We start from the raw sequence: 16727 nt of genomic DNA, 5'->3' as shown, positions 1-16727 counted from the left end.
GGAATAAACTTAGATGGAATTTGTTTTTGATTTATACTTTCAAAAATTTCTTTATTAAATGGAATTTTAACAGAGATTTTAAAATTATTTTCAAATAGAAATTCCTCTAATTTTTGTGAAATTTCTAAAGAGAGGTCATATTTATTAATAACAAAGAAAGGTTGAATTCTAAATCTTTTTATTAATTCAAGAAGTCTTTCAAGATCATGAAGTCCTGAAAGGGTAGGCTCTATTACAACCACTGCTTTTTTTACACCTGTCAAAGAACTAATAACATTACAAGCAATTCCAGGAGCCCCATCTAAAATAATATTATTTATATTTTCTTTTTCAGCTAAATATTTTGTAGTTTTTCTAACTTCAGCCACAAGTTTTCCAGAGTTTTCTTCCCCAGGAATAAGGCAAGCATGAACCAATTTTCCAAAATCACTATTTGAAATAAAAAGATCTCCAGCTTTATTATCAATCATTTCAATGGCATTATAAGGACAAATAATTTTACAAACTCCACAGCCTTCACATTTTGTAGGATTATCAATAGCGTTAAATTTGCAATATTCAAAACATTTATTACAATTCTTACAAAGTTCTAAATTTCTTTTAGCTTTTTTCATTCCAAAAAATTCTTTTTTTTCAATATCATTTTTTGCAAGAAGTATTTTTAAATTTGGAGCATCAACATCACAATCTCCAATAATAACATTTTCAAAATATGGTATAAGAGAGGCTGTAACTGTGGTTTTTCCTGTTCCACCTTTTCCAGATATAACAACTATTTCATTAAAAGTCATATTATTTCACCTCATAAACTTTATTTAAGATATTTTGGAATATCTCTTTATAGATCGGATTGATACTAGCTAAAACTTTACCTTTAGAATAATTTTTGGCAATATCTCTATCAAACTTTATTTCACCTAATACTGGTATGGAGTTTTCTTTTGAGAAATTTAAAATTTCTTTATTATTTCCTAAAGATTTATTGATTACTATACCAAAAGGGATATTTAAATCTTTTAATAAGGTAACCACAAGTTTCATATCACTTAATCCAAAAGGAGAAGGTTCAGTAACCACAATGGCAAAATCTGCTATTTCAACAGATGCAACAGTTGTACAAGATGTTCCAGGTGGACAATCTATAATAAAATTATCTTCTTTTGTTGATGAGTATAACTCTTTTATAATTTTTACTCCAGACATCTCCCCGATGTTTAGTCTACCATATTTAATAGGTGAATTAAAAAAAGTTTCTCCAGAAAATATTTTTCCTATCTCTCTTTTTTGAAAATCGATAGCATCAAAATTACAAACAATTTTACATCCACCACAGTCGTGGCAACTTTCTTCAAAGACTAAAACTTTTTTTCTACTTGGAATAATAGCATTAAAATGACAAAAATCTCCACATTTTTCACAGAGAGTACATTTCTCAGAAGAAACAACAGGGTAAGAGGTAAAAACAGAAGAAGTATTTATATTTTTTGGTTTTAGAAATATATGTGAATTAGGTTCTTCTATATCAGTATCAATTAATAGTTGTTTTGTAATATAGGCTAAATTTGTACTGACAGTAGTTTTTCCAGTTCCTCCCTTTCCACTTAAAATTGCTAATTTCAAAATAATCCCTCCTAAGCTTTTCTAAGTCCCATAGGTTTTGGTGAAAGATCATATTTTTCTAAAAGATTTTCATTGAAAGCTTTTAATATTTTTTCAACAGTTTCATATTTTCCAAATTTGAAAGTAGGAATTTCCAAATCATATATTAATTCTCCAGCTTTTGGTCCTATCTCTCCAGCAATAATTCCATCAATCTGATGTTTTTCAAGATTTTTAACTGCTTTTAATCCAGCTCCAGTATTTTCATCTTTTGCTTCATTTTCAATTATTTCATATTCTTTAGTTTCATTATCTATGATGATAAAATAAGGGGCTCTTCCAAATCTTTCATCAACTACTGAATCATATTTATTTTCTTTTAAAGCTATTGCTAATTTCATAATTTTTTCTCCTTTAAAAATAAAGGTGGCAAAAGCCACCTTAAATTATAATATATTATTATTCATGATCGTGGTGGTGATGAGCACAAGCAGAACCTTTAGAATAAAGTTCTCCTTCTAAATAAACTTTTAAAACATCTTCAATATTTCCAGCTGCTCCTAGGATAACCTCTCCACCATTTCCTTTTATAAGATCAATAGCTCTTTGTCCCATTCCCCCAGTTATAACAACATTTATATTGTTACTTGCTATAAATTTAGGGAAAACTCCTGGAGCGTGTTCAGGTGCTACAAGACACTCTTTATTAACTACTTCACCATTTTTTATAGAGAAAACTATAAATTTCTCACAATGTCCAAAATGTTCTTCAACTGTTACCTCATCGTTTGTAGGGAAACCAACTCTTAAAATTTCGTTACTCATAAAATCATCTCCTATATTTTCTTCAGTGTATTCTAAGTGTGTGTTTTTTAGTTTTATAGCCTGTTGATATAATAAACCTTCTAGTATTTTTTTTCTTCCAGAATTTAAAAGTCTTTGGATAGTTCCTCTTGAAACTTTCATTATCTCAGCAGTTTCTATTTGACTTTTTCCTTCATAGTCACAAAGACGAATTGCTTCTATCTCATCAACTTCAATATCAATTATTTCAACTTGAGAAAGAGGAATACCAGTAGGTTTAAATATTATCTCATCTGTTAAACTACGACAACATCTAATCTTTTTACATCTAGGCATAAAAAACCTCCGGTTAATTATATTGTGCATATGCACAATATAATTATATACTCAATTTTATTTTTTGTCAATAAATAAAATTTTATAAAAATTTTTTTTAATATTTTTAATGTTTAAAAATATATTTTTTTTGATCCAACTTATATAAAAATATCAATAATAAAACAAGAACAATTGTTATTTATTTATCGAATTAAATCAAAAATTAATCATGAAAATCTTTTTAAATTAATTTATCTTGCTATATGATAAATTTTGTGAGATAATAAATTTAGTCTGAGATAGTGTGGTATAATGGCCAAAAAAGTAAATGATTATATTAAAGCGATAATCGTATTAATACAAGAATTAGGGGATATTTATGTATAAAAATTTTTCAAAGGTTTATGATAAATTTATGGAAATTTGTGATTATGATGGTTGGGTTAATCTTTTAGAAAATTATATTTCAAAATATAATCCAGATGGAAAAATAATATTAGATCTAGGGTGTGGAACAGGAGAAACTTTAGTTAGATTAGATAAAAAATATCAATGCTCTGGACTTGATATTTCAGAAGGAATGCTAAAAAAGGCTAAAATAAAATTAAAAGGAAAGAATGTTCCTTTATTTTTAGGGGATATGAGAGAATTTGACACAGGAGAAAAATATGATATAATATATTCTTTCTTTGATACCGTAAATCACCTAACTTCAGTGGAGGATTTATTGGATTTATTCAATAGTGTAAAGAATTCTTTAAATGAAAATGGAATCTATATTTTTGATGTAGTGGATAGGGAGTTTATGCAAAAAATGTTTGCTAATGATATTTATGCAGATAGTAGAAAAGATTTTGCTGTGATATGGGAACATTTTTATGATGAAGAAACAAATATTGATGAGATAGATGCGTCATATTTTATAAAAAATAAAAATAATGGTTATGATAGATTTAATGAGTTTTATGAAAAAAGAATTTTTACACATAATGAGATAAAAGAGTGTGCTAAAGAAGCTAATCTTTCTTTAGAAATATTTGAAATCAATGAGGAATTAGCAGGAAAAAGATATTTTTATATTTTAAAAAATAGATAAAAAGTGATAAATAATGTTGAAATTTAATAAAGACTTTTTTAAATATTTTGAATTATTAGGAACACTAGGATTTACAATAATGGGAAATATCCTAGTGGCTTTAGGGATTTATAAATTAATAGAGAAATTTTTATTTAAAAGTGATCTATTATTTATTTTATTTCTATTATTAGGTGTAGCAAGTGGATTTTATAATGTATATTTAATGATAATGAAAAAATAAGGAGAATTATGGAAGAAATAAAAAAAATAATAAGAAATTCAATTATGACTTCTGTTGTGATTCTTGTTTATGGGATAATAATTCAAAGTAAGGAAGTCTACATTGGAATGTTTAGTGGCTCTTTGATTTCTATTCTATGTTTCTATATGATTTATATAGATGTTAAAACAAGTATAGTGAAAGGAGCTAATTTTAAATCCGGAGTATTGGGATATCTTAAAAGATATGCAATTTACTTGTTAGTTTTAGCAGGAGCATCATATTTTTATGATTTAGCAATGATGTTAGGTACTGCCATCGGATTATTAAATATAAAGTTTAATATTTTAATGATGGTTTTATATAAAAATCTTTTGAAATGGAAGAAAAAGTACTTAAAATAAAAAGGAGAGGAGATTTGTATGAGTATAACATTTATTACTCCACCTCTAGTGGAAGGACCAAAAATTGCTTTTTTTATTCCACTACCAGAGTTTCTAGAGAAATTACCTCTAGGGGTAGCAATGGGTGATGGAAGAGTTGGTTTACCTGTTACAATGACTGTTGTTGGAACTTGGTTTTGTATGTTTGTACTTTTCTTATTATTTAAGTTTGGTACAAAAAATATGAAGTTAGTTCCAGAGTCTAAAGGACAGATTTTGCTAGAATCTTTATATAATTTCTTAGATGGAATTATAACTCAGATGATAGGAAAATGGAAAAATAAATATTTTAGTTTTATTTCTTGTCTATTCTTATTTATATTCACAGGAAATATACTAACATTTTTCCCTATACCATGGTTGACAAAAGAAACAACAGATATGGTATTAGCTCCAGCTTTTAGAGCACCAACAGCAGATTTAAACACAACAGTTGGATTGGCTCTTTTAACAACGGTTATATTTATTGGAACGAATATTGCAAGAACAGGTGTATTAGGATATCTTAAAGGATTTACAGAGCCTGTGCCAGTATTACTACCACTTAATATAATTGGAGAATTAGCTAAACCAGTAAATATGTCTTTCAGATTGTTTGGAAATATGTTTGCGGGTATGGTAATATTGGGGCTTTTATATAAAGCTGTCCCAGCAGTAATTCCAGCACCACTTCATCTATATTTTGATTTATTTAGTGGGGCGGTACAAAGTTTTGTATTTACAATGTTAGCTCTTGTACATATACAAGGGGCATTAGGGGATTCTGAACCTAATGAATTGTTAAATAAATAATTAAAAAAAACAAAATTTTTAGGAGGTAACAAGATGGATATGTTATTAGCAAAAACAATAGTTTTAGCAGCATCAGCAGTAGGAGCAGGGTGTGCAATGATAGCTGGATTAGGACCAGGAATCGGGGAAGGTTATGCAGCTGGTAAAGCAGTAGAAGCTGTTGCAAGACAACCAGAAGCTAAAGGAGATATAATTTCAACAATGATTTTAGGACAAGCAATATCTGAGTCAACAGGTATTTACTCTTTAGTTGTTGCAATGATATTATTATATGCAAATCCATTTATATCAATGTTATTAGAAAAATAAAAATTGATATTTTAAAAATGGAAAGGAGGGAGCATTTTGGCAGCACAAACAATGCCCGCTATCTCGATAGATATTAATATGTTTTGGCAAATAATCAACTTCTTTATTTTAATAGTGGTTTTCAATAAATATTTCAAAAAACCTTTAAATAGAATATTGAAAGAAAGAAGAGAACAAATATCGGGAGATTTAGAGGAAGCTAAAAAAAATAGAGAAATAGCTGATTCTGAAATAGAAAAAGCTAGAGTAATAATAAAAAAAGCTAAAGATGAAGCTCATGAAATAATTACAAATGCTGAGAAAAAAGCAGATGAAAGAAGAGAAGAAATAATAAAAAGTGCTACATTCCAAAGAGATAAAATTCTTAAAAGTGCTGAAATAGAAGTTGAAAAAATGAAAGAAAGAGCAAGATTAGAAGTAAAAGAGGATATGCAAAAAATAGCTATCCAACTTGCTGAAAAAATCATAAATGAAAAATTAGATTCTAAAAAAGGAAGTGCCTTAGTAGATAACTTTATAGATGAAATGGGAGAACTATAATGGCAGACAATAAAGTTGGAAAAAGATATGCAGAAGCAATTTTTTCAGTAGGAGAATCTAATAATAATTTAAAAGAAATTTATGATGCACTTAATAGTTTAATGGAGATGTATGTAAAAGACAAAGAATTTAAAAACTTTATAAATCATCCATTAATTTCATTGGAAGATAAAAGAGATTTCTTAGATAAAATTTATAAAGATGAAACTGAAGAGGTTAAAAATATACTATTTTATCTATTAGAAAAAGGAAGAATCTCTGATATAAGAGAGATAGTAGCCGAATATTTAAAAATATTCTATGCTAAAAATCAAATTTTAGATGTAGAAGCTACTTTTGCTATGGAGCTTACTGAAGCTCAAAAAGCAAAACTTATAGAAAACTTAGAAAAAAGTACTAAGAAAAAAATAAATATCAAAGTAAATGTAGATAAGTCAATAATTGGTGGAGGAATCCTAAAAATTGGGGATAAGATAATAGACGGAACTATTAAAACTCAGTTATCAACATTGGCTAAACAAAATTAACATACACATATTGGAGGTGTATTAGGTGAGAATCAGACCAGAAGAGGTTAGTAATATTATAAAAACTGAAATAGAAAACTATAAAAAAAGCCTTGATATTAAAACTTCAGGATCTGTATTAGAAGTAGGAGACGGTATTGCTAGAGTTTATGGACTTAGCGATGCAAAAGCTGGAGAGTTACTAGAATTTCCTAATAAAATAATGGGAATGGTACTTAACCTAGAAGAAAACAACGTTGGAGTTATCATATTTGGAGATTTCTCTCAAATAAGAGAAGGAGACGAAGTAAAATCTACTGGTAGAATAGTATCAATACCAGCAGGAGAAAACTTTTTAGGAAGAGTAGTAAACGCTTTAGGAGAGCCAATAGATGGAAAAGGTGATATAACTCCTGCTAAATATATGGAACTTGAAAGAAAAGCATCAGGAATCATAGCAAGAAAACCAGTATTTGAGCCATTACAAACAGGAATAAAATCAATAGACGGAATGGTTCCTATTGGAAGAGGTCAAAGAGAACTTATAATCGGAGACAGACAAACAGGAAAAACAGCAGTTGCGATAGATGCTATAATCAATCAAAAAGGAACTGGAGTAAAATGTATCTATGTAGCTATTGGACAAAAAAGATCAACAGTAGCACAAATATATAAAAAATTAGAAGATTTAGGAGCTATGGAATATACAACAATAGTTGCAGCTACAGCTTCTGAAGCAGCACCATTACAATATATGGCACCATATGCAGGAGTTGCTATGGGAGAATACTTCATGGATAAAGGGGAACATGTATTAATAGTATACGATGACCTTACAAAACATGCGGTAGCTTATAGAGAAATGTCATTACTATTAAAAAGACCACCTGGAAGAGAAGCTTATCCAGGAGACGTATTCTATCTACACTCAAGATTACTTGAAAGAGCAGCTAAGTTATCAGACGAATTAGGTGGAGGATCAATAACAGCTCTACCAATAATTGAAACACAAGCTGGAGACGTAGCAGCTTATATTCCAACAAACGTAATTTCAATTACAGATGGACAAATATTCTTGGATTCACAATTATTTAACTCAGGATTTAGACCAGCTATTGACGCAGGAATTTCTGTATCAAGGGTTGGAGGGGCAGCTCAAATAAAAGCTATGAAACAAGTTGCTGCTAAAGTAAAACTAGAATTAGCTCAATATACAGAGTTATTAACATTTGCTCAATTTGGATCTGACTTAGATAAATCAACTAAGGCTCAATTAGAGAGAGGACATAGAATAATGGCTATGTTAAAACAACCTCAAAATAAACCTTATCCAGTAGAAGAACAAGTAGTTTCTTTCTATGCTGTAACAAAAGGATTCTTTGATGATATTGATGTAGATAAAGTTTTAGACTTTGAAATAAGTTTAATAAAAGAATTAAGAAATACAACAGATATCTTAAAAGAAATAAAAGAGAAAAAAGCTCTTGATAAAGAATTAGAAGATAAAATATCTAATGCAATAACTGAGTTTAAAAAATCATATATTAAATAAAAAGAGGTGAGTATATGGCTGGTTCTAAAGAAATAAAAAGTAGAATAAAAAGTGTTCAGTCTACTCACCAAATAACAAAAGCTATGGAAGTTGTTTCCACTACAAAATTCAAAAAGTTTTCAGAGAAAGTTTTAAAATCTCGTGATTATTCTGAAAGTATTCATGGAATTATGAGAAATATTTCAGCTGGAATAAAAGCTGAAAAACATCCTCTTTTTGATGGAAGAGATTCTGTTAAAAAGATAGGAATTATTGTTATGACTTCTGACAGAGGACTTTGTGGAAGTTTTAATAGTATGACTTTGAAAAAGTTAAAAGAGGTAGAGGAAAACAATAAGGATAAACAAATATCAGTTATTGTTATTGGAAAAAAAGGAAAAGAGTATTGTTCTAAGAGAAATTATGATATAAAAGCTGAATATACTCAAATAGTGCCAGAAGCAATATATGATAAGGCAAAAGAAATAAGTGAAAATATAGTTGAATATTATTATTCAGAAATATTTGATGAAGTATATTTAATATACAATAAATTTATTTCAGCTTTAAGAAGTGATCTTTTGGTAAAGAAAATAATTCCTATTGAAAGAGTAGAAACAAACAAAAATATGTCATATATTTTTGAACCAGATGCAGAAGCTGTTTTATCTGATCTATTGCCTAAGTATATAAACATAGAGTTATATCAAGCAATGTTAGAAAATACAGCAAGTGAGCATTCAGCAAGAAAAAATGCTATGAAGAGTGCAAACGATAATGCAGAAGAAATGATGAAAGAATTAAATTTACAATATAACAGAGAAAGACAGGCTGCAATAACTCAAGAGATAACAGAGATAGTTGGTGGAGCACCTGCCTTAAAATAATAACAAACCAAATAACAGGGAGGTTAACAAATTGGAAAATAGAGGGGTTCTTACACAAGTAATAGGACCAGTAGTAGACATTCTATTTAAAGACAACTTACCTAAAATATATAATGCTCTAAAAGTACAAAATGGAGATAAAGAATTAGTTCTTGAAGTTGCCCAACACATTGGTAACAATATGGTAAGAACAATAGCGATGGATGATACTAACGGATTACAAAGAGGTATGGAAGTAATAGACACAGGAGCTCCAATAACAGTTCCAGTAGGAAAAGCTGTTCTTGGAAGAATTCTAAATGTTCTAGGACAACCAGTAGATAACAATGGTCCAATAAATACAGAAGAAAAACTTCCTATTCATAGATCAGCTCCAGATTTCGAATCTCAAGGAACAGAGATTGAAATATTTGAAACTGGAATAAAAGTAATAGACTTATTAGCACCATATATAAAAGGGGGAAAAATAGGACTATTTGGTGGAGCTGGAGTAGGAAAGACAGTTCTTATAATGGAGCTTATAAATAATATTGCAAAAGGACATGGAGGACTTTCTGTTTTTGCAGGAGTTGGAGAAAGAACAAGAGAAGGAAGAGACTTATATAACGAAATGACTGAGTCAGGAGTTTTATCAAAAACATCTCTTGTATATGGACAAATGAATGAGCCACCTGGAGCAAGATTAAGAGTAGGGCTTACAGGACTTACAATAGCAGAAAACTTTAGAGATAAAGAGGGACAAGACGTGCTTCTTTTCATAGATAATATATTCAGATTTACACAAGCTGGATCAGAGGTATCAGCTTTACTTGGAAGAACACCATCAGCAGTTGGATATCAACCAAACCTAGCTACAGAAATGGGAGCTTTACAAGAAAGAATTACTTCTACAAAAACTGGATCAATAACATCAGTTCAAGCTGTATATGTACCAGCAGATGACTTAACAGACCCAGCCCCAGCAACAACATTCTCTCACCTTGATGCTACAACAGTTCTTTCAAGAAGAATAGCATCATTAGGAATCTACCCAGCAGTTGACCCACTAGATTCAACTTCTAAAGCTTTAGATCCAGAAATAGTTGGAAAAGAGCACTATGAGGTAGCTAGAGAGGTTCAAGCTGTACTTCAAAGATATAAAGAATTACAAGATATCATTGCAATTTTAGGTATGGATGAGTTATCTGATGAAGATAAATTAGCTGTTTCAAGAGCTAGAAAAATTGAAAGATTTTTCTCTCAACCATTCACAGTTGCAGAGCAATTTACAGGAATGCAAGGAAAATATGTGCCAATAAAAGAAACTGTTAGAGGATTTAAAGAAATCCTAGAAGGAAAATATGATGATTTACCTGAACAAGCTTTCTTATATGTTGGAACAATAGAAGAGGCAGTTGCTAAAGGAAGAGAGTTATTGAAGGGAGCTGAATAATTATGGCAAACTTCACATTAGAAATAGTAACTCCTATCGGGAAAAAGTTTTCGAAGGAAGTTGAATTTTTAAAAGTAAGAACAACAGAGGGAGATATGGGAATTTTACCTAATCACGCTCCTTTTGTAGCAGCTTTAAAACCAGAAGAGATAAAAATAAGAATAGAAAAAGGGAATGAAGAACTATATTATATTTCAAATGGATTTATTGAAATAAATAATAATAAAGTTACTATTATAGTAGATGAAGCTTTAAAACCAGAAGAGATAGATATAGAAACTGCGAAAAAAGAAGTTGAACTAGCACAAGAAAAACTTAAAAAATTAAATGAAGATAAACAGATTATGTTAATTCAGAAATCCCTACAAGATGCTCTTATGAAAGTTAAAATAGCAGAAAGATTACTATAAAAAATAGAAAAGGAGAGTTTAAATACTTTCCTTTTTTATTTTTTGAAATTTATAAAGAAAATATATTGACATCTAAATAAAGAAAGAGTATAATATTCCACAATATAAATGTTTTTAAAACACAAACCGCTGTTTGCAATTTAAAGACACACTTTTGGATGTGATTAAGGAGGGAAGGACGAAAAAATTATTATTTAGTTATTTATTAATGGGGATGGCAACAATTTCTTTTGCAGAATCTGATTATCATATAGGGATATTAAGTGGTACTGTTTCTCAATCAGAAGATGCTTTAAGAGGAGCAGAAGCTGTGATGAAAAAATATGGAAAAATAGATAAGGGTGGAAAAATTATTCACTTAACTTATCCTGATAACTTTATGCAAGAGATGGAAACAACAATAACTCAAATAACTTCTCTCGCAGATGATCCTAAAATGAAAGCGATTATAATGACAGAAGCAATTCCTGGAACAGTAGAAGCTTTTAGAAGGGTAAGAGATAAAAGACCAGATATTCTTTTATTAGCAAATAACCCACATGAAGATCCTGAAATGGTTGCTGATGTCAGTGATTTAACATTATTTCCAGATTCAATAGCTAGAGGATATTTAATTGTTAAAACAGCTAAGGATATGGGAGCAAAAAACTTTGTTCATGTTTCTTTCCCAAGACACTTGAGCTATGAAATGATGTCTAGAAGAAGAAATATAATGAAACAAGCAGCAAAAGATTTAGGAATGGGATTCTATGAAGTTTCAGCTCCAGATCCAGTAAGTGATGTAGGAGTTGCAGGAGCACAACAATATATCTTAGAACAAGTTCCTAACTGGTTAAAACAATATGGAAAAGAAACTGCATTTTTCTGTACAAACGATGCTCATACAGAGCCATTATTAAAAAGGGTAGCTGAAGAGGGTGGATATTTTGTAGAAGCTGATTTACCTTCTCCAACAATGGGTTATCCAGGTGCTCTAGGAATAAAATTCTCAAATGATGAAAGAGGAAATTGGCCAAAAATACTAGCAAAAGTTGAAAAGGCTGTTATAGGAAAAGGTGCTGGTGGAAGAATGGGAACTTGGTCATATTCATATAACTTTGCAGGGGCTCAAGCTTTAGCAGATCATGCTGTAAAAGTTATTGAGGAGAAAGAAGAACTTCTTGATTTTGATGCAGTGATGGAAAACTTAAAAAATAATACCCCTGGAGCAGGATGGAACGGAAGTTATTTCATTGATAGTGATGGGGTAGAAAGAGAAAACTATATACTAGTTTATCAAGATACATATGTTTTTGGTAAAGGATATATGGGAGTAACTAAGTTAGAAGTTCCAGAAAAATATTTCGATGTTAAATAATTAAAAATAAAGGATATGACAAATATAGAATTTCTATATTTGTCATATTTAAATTTTTAAGATATTTTAAATAAGATTAGTCTATTTAGAGTGTGTTAAAAATTGAAAGGGTGGGATTAATGAGTAAAACATTGTTAAAAATATCTAATTTGTCTAAATCATTTGGAGAAAATACAGTTTTAAAAGATATAAATTTAGAGATAAAAGAGGGCGAGATTGTAGGATTAGTTGGGGAAAACGGAGCTGGAAAGTCTACTCTTATGAAAATAATTTTTGGAATGCCGGTTATTAAAGAAACAGGTGGATATAAAGGTGAAATAAAAATTGATGATGAAATAGTTAATTTTAATAGTCCTTTTGATGCTTTGGGAGCTGGAATTGGAATGGTTCACCAAGAATTTTCATTAATTCCTGGTTTTTCAGCAGGAGAAAATATAGTTTTAAATAGAGAAACAACAAAGCAGAGTTTATTAGAACTTTTATTTGGAGAAAGAATAAAAGTAATTGATTCTAATAAAACAAAAGAAAGAGCACAAGGAGCGATTAGTCAACTAGGGATAACAATAAATGATGAAGAATATATTCAACAGATGCCGGTTGCCCATATGCAATTTACAGAAATAGCTAGAGAGATAGAAAGAGAAAAAATAAAACTGTTAGTTCTTGATGAGCCCACAGCCGTTTTAACAGAGAGTGAAGCTGAGGTTCTGGTGAAAACAATAAAAGAATTATCTAAAAAAGGGATTGCAATAATCTTTATCACCCATAGATTAAATGAAATAATAGAAGCTTGTGATAAAGTTGTAGTTTTAAGAGATGGGGTTATGATAAATTCTGTTCCCGCAAAAGAAACTAATGTTGATGAGATAACACAATGGATGATAGGTAGAAAAATAGAGGAAAACTCAAAAGAAATAGAAAAAGAAAATTCTAAACTAAATTTAGATGATAATGAAATTATATTAGATGTAAAAAATCTATGTGTAGATATGCCAGGAGAATTGGTAAAAAATCTAAATTTAAAAGTGAGAAAAGGTGAAATTTTAGGATTAGCTGGAATGGCAGGACAAGGAAAAATAGGTGTTGCTAATGGAATAATGGGACTTTATTATTCAAGCGGAAGTATAAAATTTAATGATGAAGATATAAAAATAAATAGTCCAGAAGATCCATTAAAAAAAGGATTATTTTTTGTTTCTGAAGATAGAAAAGGAGTTGGACTTTTATTAGATAAATCAATAGAATTAAATATTGCTTACCCTGCTATTCAAATAAAAGAGATGTTTTTAAAAAAATTATTTGGTTGTGTAAGATATAGTGATGATAAAGAGATTGAGAAAAATGCTAAAAAGTACATAGAACAGTTAGAAATAAGATGTATGGGTCCTAAGCAAAGAGTTCAAGAATTAAGTGGTGGGAATCAACAAAAAGTATGTTTAGCCAAAGCATTTACAATGGATCCTAAACTTATGTTTGTTTCAGAACCAACAAGAGGAATAGATGTTGGGGCTAAAAAATTAGTTCTTGATATCTTGAAAAAATATAATAAAGAAAAAGGAACAACAATAGTAATAACTTCATCAGAAGTTGAAGAGCTAAGATCAGTTTGTGATAGAATAGCTATAATAAATGAAGGAAAAGTTGCAGGAATATTATCACCAGAAGCTAATATAATAGAATTTGGAAAATATATGACTGGTGTAGGGGGGAACTAGAAGATGATAATAAAACGATATATAAAAAGTTTTGGTTGGCCAAGAATAATAATAGGGTTATTTTTATTGAGCATGTATGTTGTTTGCCCTTTTATAGGGTTGGATTTAAAATCAGCCTTAGGTGATACTTTTGTGAGATTTGGAATGAATGTAGTTCTTGTTTTATCATTAGTGCCAATGATACAGGCAGGAACAGGTCTAAATTTTGGTATGCCTTTGGGAGTTGAAGCTGGACTTTTAGGAGCAGTTATAAGTATAGAACTTGGTCTTGTAGGAATTACAGGTTTTGTAGTAGCTATGATAATAGGAGCTTTTTTTGGAGTAATATTTGGTTGGCTTTATGGATTAATTTTGAATAAAGTAAAGGGTGGAGAAATGATGATAGCAACATATATTGGATTTTCTTCAGTTGCTCTTATGTGTATAATGTGGCTTATTCTTCCATTTAAAAGTCCAGATATGATATGGGCATATGGTGGAGAAGGACTTCGTACAACAGTTAGTGTTGAAAATTATTGGTACAGAGCCTTAGAAAAAGCATTACATATTAAATCAGGAGATTTTCCGATAGGAGAATTATTAATATTTGCTATTATTTCATCAATAATTTGGATATATTTTAAAACTAGATCAGGTCTTGCAATGAAGGCAGTAGGAACGAATGAAAAATTTGCTAAGGCCACTGGAATTAATATAGATAAAGAAAGAATAAAATCAGTAATTTTTTCTAGTGTGTTAGCAGCTATTGGAATAGTTATTTATCAACAAAGTTTTGGATTTGTACAACTTTATTTAGCACCTTTCTATATGGCATTTCCAGCAATAGCAGCAATACTAATTGGGGGAGCTTCTGTTAATAGAGCCACAATAGTCAATGTAATAATAGGAACTTTTTTATTTCAAGGAATACTAACAATGACACCGAGCGTGGTAAATGCTATTATAAAAACAGATATGTCAGAAACAATAAGAATAATAGTATCAAACGGAATGATACTATATGCATTGACTAGAAAGGGGGAAATATAAGATGAATAAAAATTTAAAGAAAACTTTACTTAGCAATTTAGTTCCAATACTAATGCTTACATTGATAGTTATAGCCTTTCCTCTTTCAGGATTAGGAGTCATATCAACAATTCAAGAAATAATCCAAAGATTTTCAAGAAATTTATTTTTAGTTTTATCACTTCTTATTCCAGTTGTTGCTGGAATGGGACTTAATTTTGGAATAGTTCTTGGAGCGATGGCAGGTCAGATAGCTTTAATATTTATTACAGATTGGCAAATCGTAGGAATGCAAGGGATATTTTTAGCGGCTATTATTTCTATACCCTTTTCAATTCTTTTAGGAATAATGGGGGGAAGTATATTAAATAAGGCTAAAGGAAGAGAAATGATCACTTCTATGATCTTAGGATTTTTTATAAATGGAGTTTATCAACTTTTTGTTCTATATGGAATGGGAAAAGTAATTCCTCTATCAGATAAAAAATTACTTTTATCAAGAGGATATGGAGTAAGAAATGCTATTGACTTAATGGAAGTAAGAAAAGCTTTAGATGGATTTTTATCTTTTTCAATAAAAGGAATTGAGATTCCTGTATTTACTTTTTTAATAATAATTGGTTTAGGATTTTTTACAGTTTGGTTTAGAAAGACTAAATTAGGACAGGATATGAGAGCTATCGGACAAGATATTGAAGTAGCTAAAAATTCAGGAATAGATGTAGACAAAACAAGAATAATAGCGATAGTTATTTCAACTGTGTTAGCTGGTTTTGGACAAATTATTTATTTACAAAATATGGGAACAATGAATACTTATAATAGTCATGAACAAATAGGTATGTTTTCCATAGCAGCCCTTTTGGTAGGAGGAGCAAATGCATCAAAAGCAAGTATATTAAATGCAATAAGTGGGGTATTTTTATTTCATATGTTATTTATTGTTTCTCCAAATGCAGGAAAAGAGTTGATGGGATCTGCTTATATAGGAGAATATTTTAGAGTATTTGTATCTTACGGAGTTGTTGCTTTAACTTTAGTATTGCATCAAAGAATAAGAGAAAAAGAACAAGAGGAACAAAGAAGACTTGTTTTAGAAAGAAATTCTAAAAATTTAGAAGGTGATAAATAATGAAAAGACTAGTAAGCTGGATAGTTGTAATAGGAATTACAATATTAATATCAATAATGTTATTTATGACCGGAAAATTACATAAGGTAATGCTAAATAATGGTAAAAAAGGAGATGAAAATATTATGGAAGTAGTAGAATATAGTATAGATAAATCTCCTTTTAAAAAAATTAAGGCTTTAAAAAAATCTGTAGTTGAGGTAAAGGGAATATCACATATAATAACAGTAAGATTTGAAAATGAAAATGGAGAAAAAATGGAGATTACTGAAAAATTTAAAGCAAAAATAGGGGAAAGGGAAAATATAGATATTTCAAAAATAGTAAATAATGAAAATGATTGGTTAAAATATACAAAAGAAAAAAGATAAATTTTTATTTAGAGATATAAAATATTTTTTATTTATTACTAAAGAAAATTATAAATGGATTTTTTTAATGTCAAAAAAAGGATAAGAAAAACTTATCCTTTTTTATTACCCATATTATTTATAATTTATTTTGTGTTTTTTTATTTTTTTAGATGAATTTTTTTATAGCTTCATCTATCATTTTTGCACAAGCTTCTACTTTTGGCATATCTTCTGCTACTAATTCTGGTAATGGATTTCTTACGCTTCCGCAGTCTACTCCTTCACGTATTCTT

General features: G+C 29.5%; 20 protein-coding genes. 16 read left to right on the top strand and 4 right to left on the bottom strand.

The window, feature by feature from the left end; genetic code table 11:
- The 4 genes from Q1J48_RS03920 to Q1J48_RS03905 all read right to left on the bottom strand — a co-directional run.
- The coding region (locus tag Q1J48_RS03920; protein WP_300361386.1) for an ATP-binding protein at positions 1-791 on the bottom strand (791 nt) is incomplete at its 3' end.
- Position 792: 1 nt separating this feature from the next.
- Positions 793-1620 (bottom strand): nucleotide-binding protein, encoded by an 828-nt coding sequence (locus Q1J48_RS03915; RefSeq protein ID WP_300330990.1) that lies wholly within the window; start codon positions 1618-1620, stop codon positions 793-795.
- 11 nt (positions 1621-1631) lie between these two features.
- Positions 1632-2000 (bottom strand): NifB/NifX family molybdenum-iron cluster-binding protein, encoded by a 369-nt coding sequence (locus Q1J48_RS03910; protein WP_300330992.1) that lies wholly within the window; start codon positions 1998-2000, stop codon positions 1632-1634.
- Positions 2001-2058: 58 nt separating this feature from the next.
- Entirely contained in the window at positions 2059-2739 is a 681-nt protein-coding gene (locus Q1J48_RS03905) for a NifB/NifX family molybdenum-iron cluster-binding protein (RefSeq protein ID WP_300330993.1), read from the bottom strand.
- 361 nt (positions 2740-3100) lie between these two features.
- Here Q1J48_RS03905 and Q1J48_RS03900 point away from each other — a divergent pair, with 361 nt between their 5' ends.
- The 16 genes from Q1J48_RS03900 (at position 3101) to Q1J48_RS03825 (ending at position 16452) form a co-directional block, all read left to right on the top strand.
- Entirely contained in the window at positions 3101-3817 is a 717-nt protein-coding gene (locus Q1J48_RS03900) for a class I SAM-dependent DNA methyltransferase (RefSeq protein WP_300361383.1), read from the top strand.
- Positions 3818-3830: 13 nt separating this feature from the next.
- Positions 3831-4040, top strand: coding sequence for an AtpZ/AtpI family protein (locus Q1J48_RS03895; RefSeq protein ID WP_300361380.1), 210 nt, complete (start codon positions 3831-3833; stop codon positions 4038-4040).
- An 8-nt stretch (positions 4041-4048) separates the two neighbouring features.
- Positions 4049-4423, top strand: coding sequence for an ATP synthase subunit I (locus Q1J48_RS03890; RefSeq protein ID WP_300331001.1), 375 nt, complete (start codon positions 4049-4051; stop codon positions 4421-4423).
- Between the two features lie 18 nt (positions 4424-4441).
- Positions 4442-5254 (top strand): F0F1 ATP synthase subunit A, encoded by an 813-nt coding sequence (atpB, locus tag Q1J48_RS03885; RefSeq protein WP_300331003.1) that lies wholly within the window; start codon positions 4442-4444, stop codon positions 5252-5254.
- Positions 5255-5287: 33 nt separating this feature from the next.
- Positions 5288-5563 carry an ATP synthase F0 subunit C gene (gene atpE / locus Q1J48_RS03880; protein ID WP_300331006.1) on the top strand — a complete coding sequence of 92 codons (276 nt, stop codon included), beginning with the start codon at positions 5288-5290 and terminating at the stop codon, positions 5561-5563.
- A 36-nt stretch (positions 5564-5599) separates the two neighbouring features.
- Positions 5600-6103, top strand: a complete 504-nt coding sequence (gene atpF / locus Q1J48_RS03875; RefSeq protein WP_300361377.1) for a F0F1 ATP synthase subunit B — start codon at positions 5600-5602, stop codon at positions 6101-6103.
- A complete protein-coding gene (gene atpH, locus Q1J48_RS03870) occupies positions 6103-6630 on the top strand; it encodes an ATP synthase F1 subunit delta (protein WP_300361375.1) in 528 nt (175 codons plus the stop codon). Before atpF ends, atpH begins: the two co-directional genes overlap by 1 nt.
- Before the next feature lie 25 nt (positions 6631-6655).
- The gene (gene atpA / locus Q1J48_RS03865; protein ID WP_300331015.1) at positions 6656-8161 is read left to right on the top strand and encodes a F0F1 ATP synthase subunit alpha; all 1506 of its coding nucleotides are present in this window, start codon (positions 6656-6658) and stop codon (positions 8159-8161) included.
- 14 nt (positions 8162-8175) lie between these two features.
- Positions 8176-9027, top strand: coding sequence for an ATP synthase F1 subunit gamma (gene atpG, locus Q1J48_RS03860; protein ID WP_300331018.1), 852 nt, complete (start codon positions 8176-8178; stop codon positions 9025-9027).
- Positions 9028-9058: 31 nt separating this feature from the next.
- Complete coding sequence (gene atpD, locus Q1J48_RS03855; protein ID WP_300331021.1) at positions 9059-10459, top strand: F0F1 ATP synthase subunit beta; 1401 nt, start codon at positions 9059-9061, stop codon at positions 10457-10459.
- A 2-nt stretch (positions 10460-10461) separates the two neighbouring features.
- On the top strand, positions 10462-10869 hold the full coding sequence (gene atpC, locus Q1J48_RS03850) for an ATP synthase F1 subunit epsilon (protein ID WP_300331024.1): 408 nt from the start codon (positions 10462-10464) through the stop codon (positions 10867-10869).
- A 208-nt stretch (positions 10870-11077) separates the two neighbouring features.
- Complete coding sequence (locus tag Q1J48_RS03845) at positions 11078-12226, top strand: DUF3798 domain-containing protein (RefSeq protein WP_300361373.1); 1149 nt, start codon at positions 11078-11080, stop codon at positions 12224-12226.
- 119 nt (positions 12227-12345) lie between these two features.
- On the top strand, positions 12346-13941 hold the full coding sequence (locus Q1J48_RS03840) for a sugar ABC transporter ATP-binding protein (RefSeq protein ID WP_300361370.1): 1596 nt from the start codon (positions 12346-12348) through the stop codon (positions 13939-13941).
- Positions 13942-13944: 3 nt separating this feature from the next.
- Positions 13945-14970 (top strand): ABC transporter permease subunit, encoded by a 1026-nt coding sequence (locus tag Q1J48_RS03835; protein WP_300331033.1) that lies wholly within the window; start codon positions 13945-13947, stop codon positions 14968-14970.
- 1 nt (position 14971) lies between these two features.
- Complete coding sequence (locus Q1J48_RS03830; protein WP_300331036.1) at positions 14972-16081, top strand: ABC transporter permease; 1110 nt, start codon at positions 14972-14974, stop codon at positions 16079-16081.
- Entirely contained in the window at positions 16081-16452 is a 372-nt protein-coding gene (locus Q1J48_RS03825) for a DUF6672 family protein (protein ID WP_300361367.1), read from the top strand. Before Q1J48_RS03830 ends, Q1J48_RS03825 begins: the two co-directional genes overlap by 1 nt.
- The last annotated feature ends 275 nt before the right edge of the window (positions 16453-16727 follow it).

The sequence above is a fragment of the Fusobacterium sp. genome (assembly GCF_029258315.1).
In the GTDB taxonomy this organism is placed as follows: Bacteria; Fusobacteriota; Fusobacteriia; order Fusobacteriales; family Fusobacteriaceae; genus Fusobacterium_B.
The sequence above is the reverse complement of the archived record's forward strand: the minus strand, read 5'-3'. Positions and strand labels throughout refer to the sequence as shown.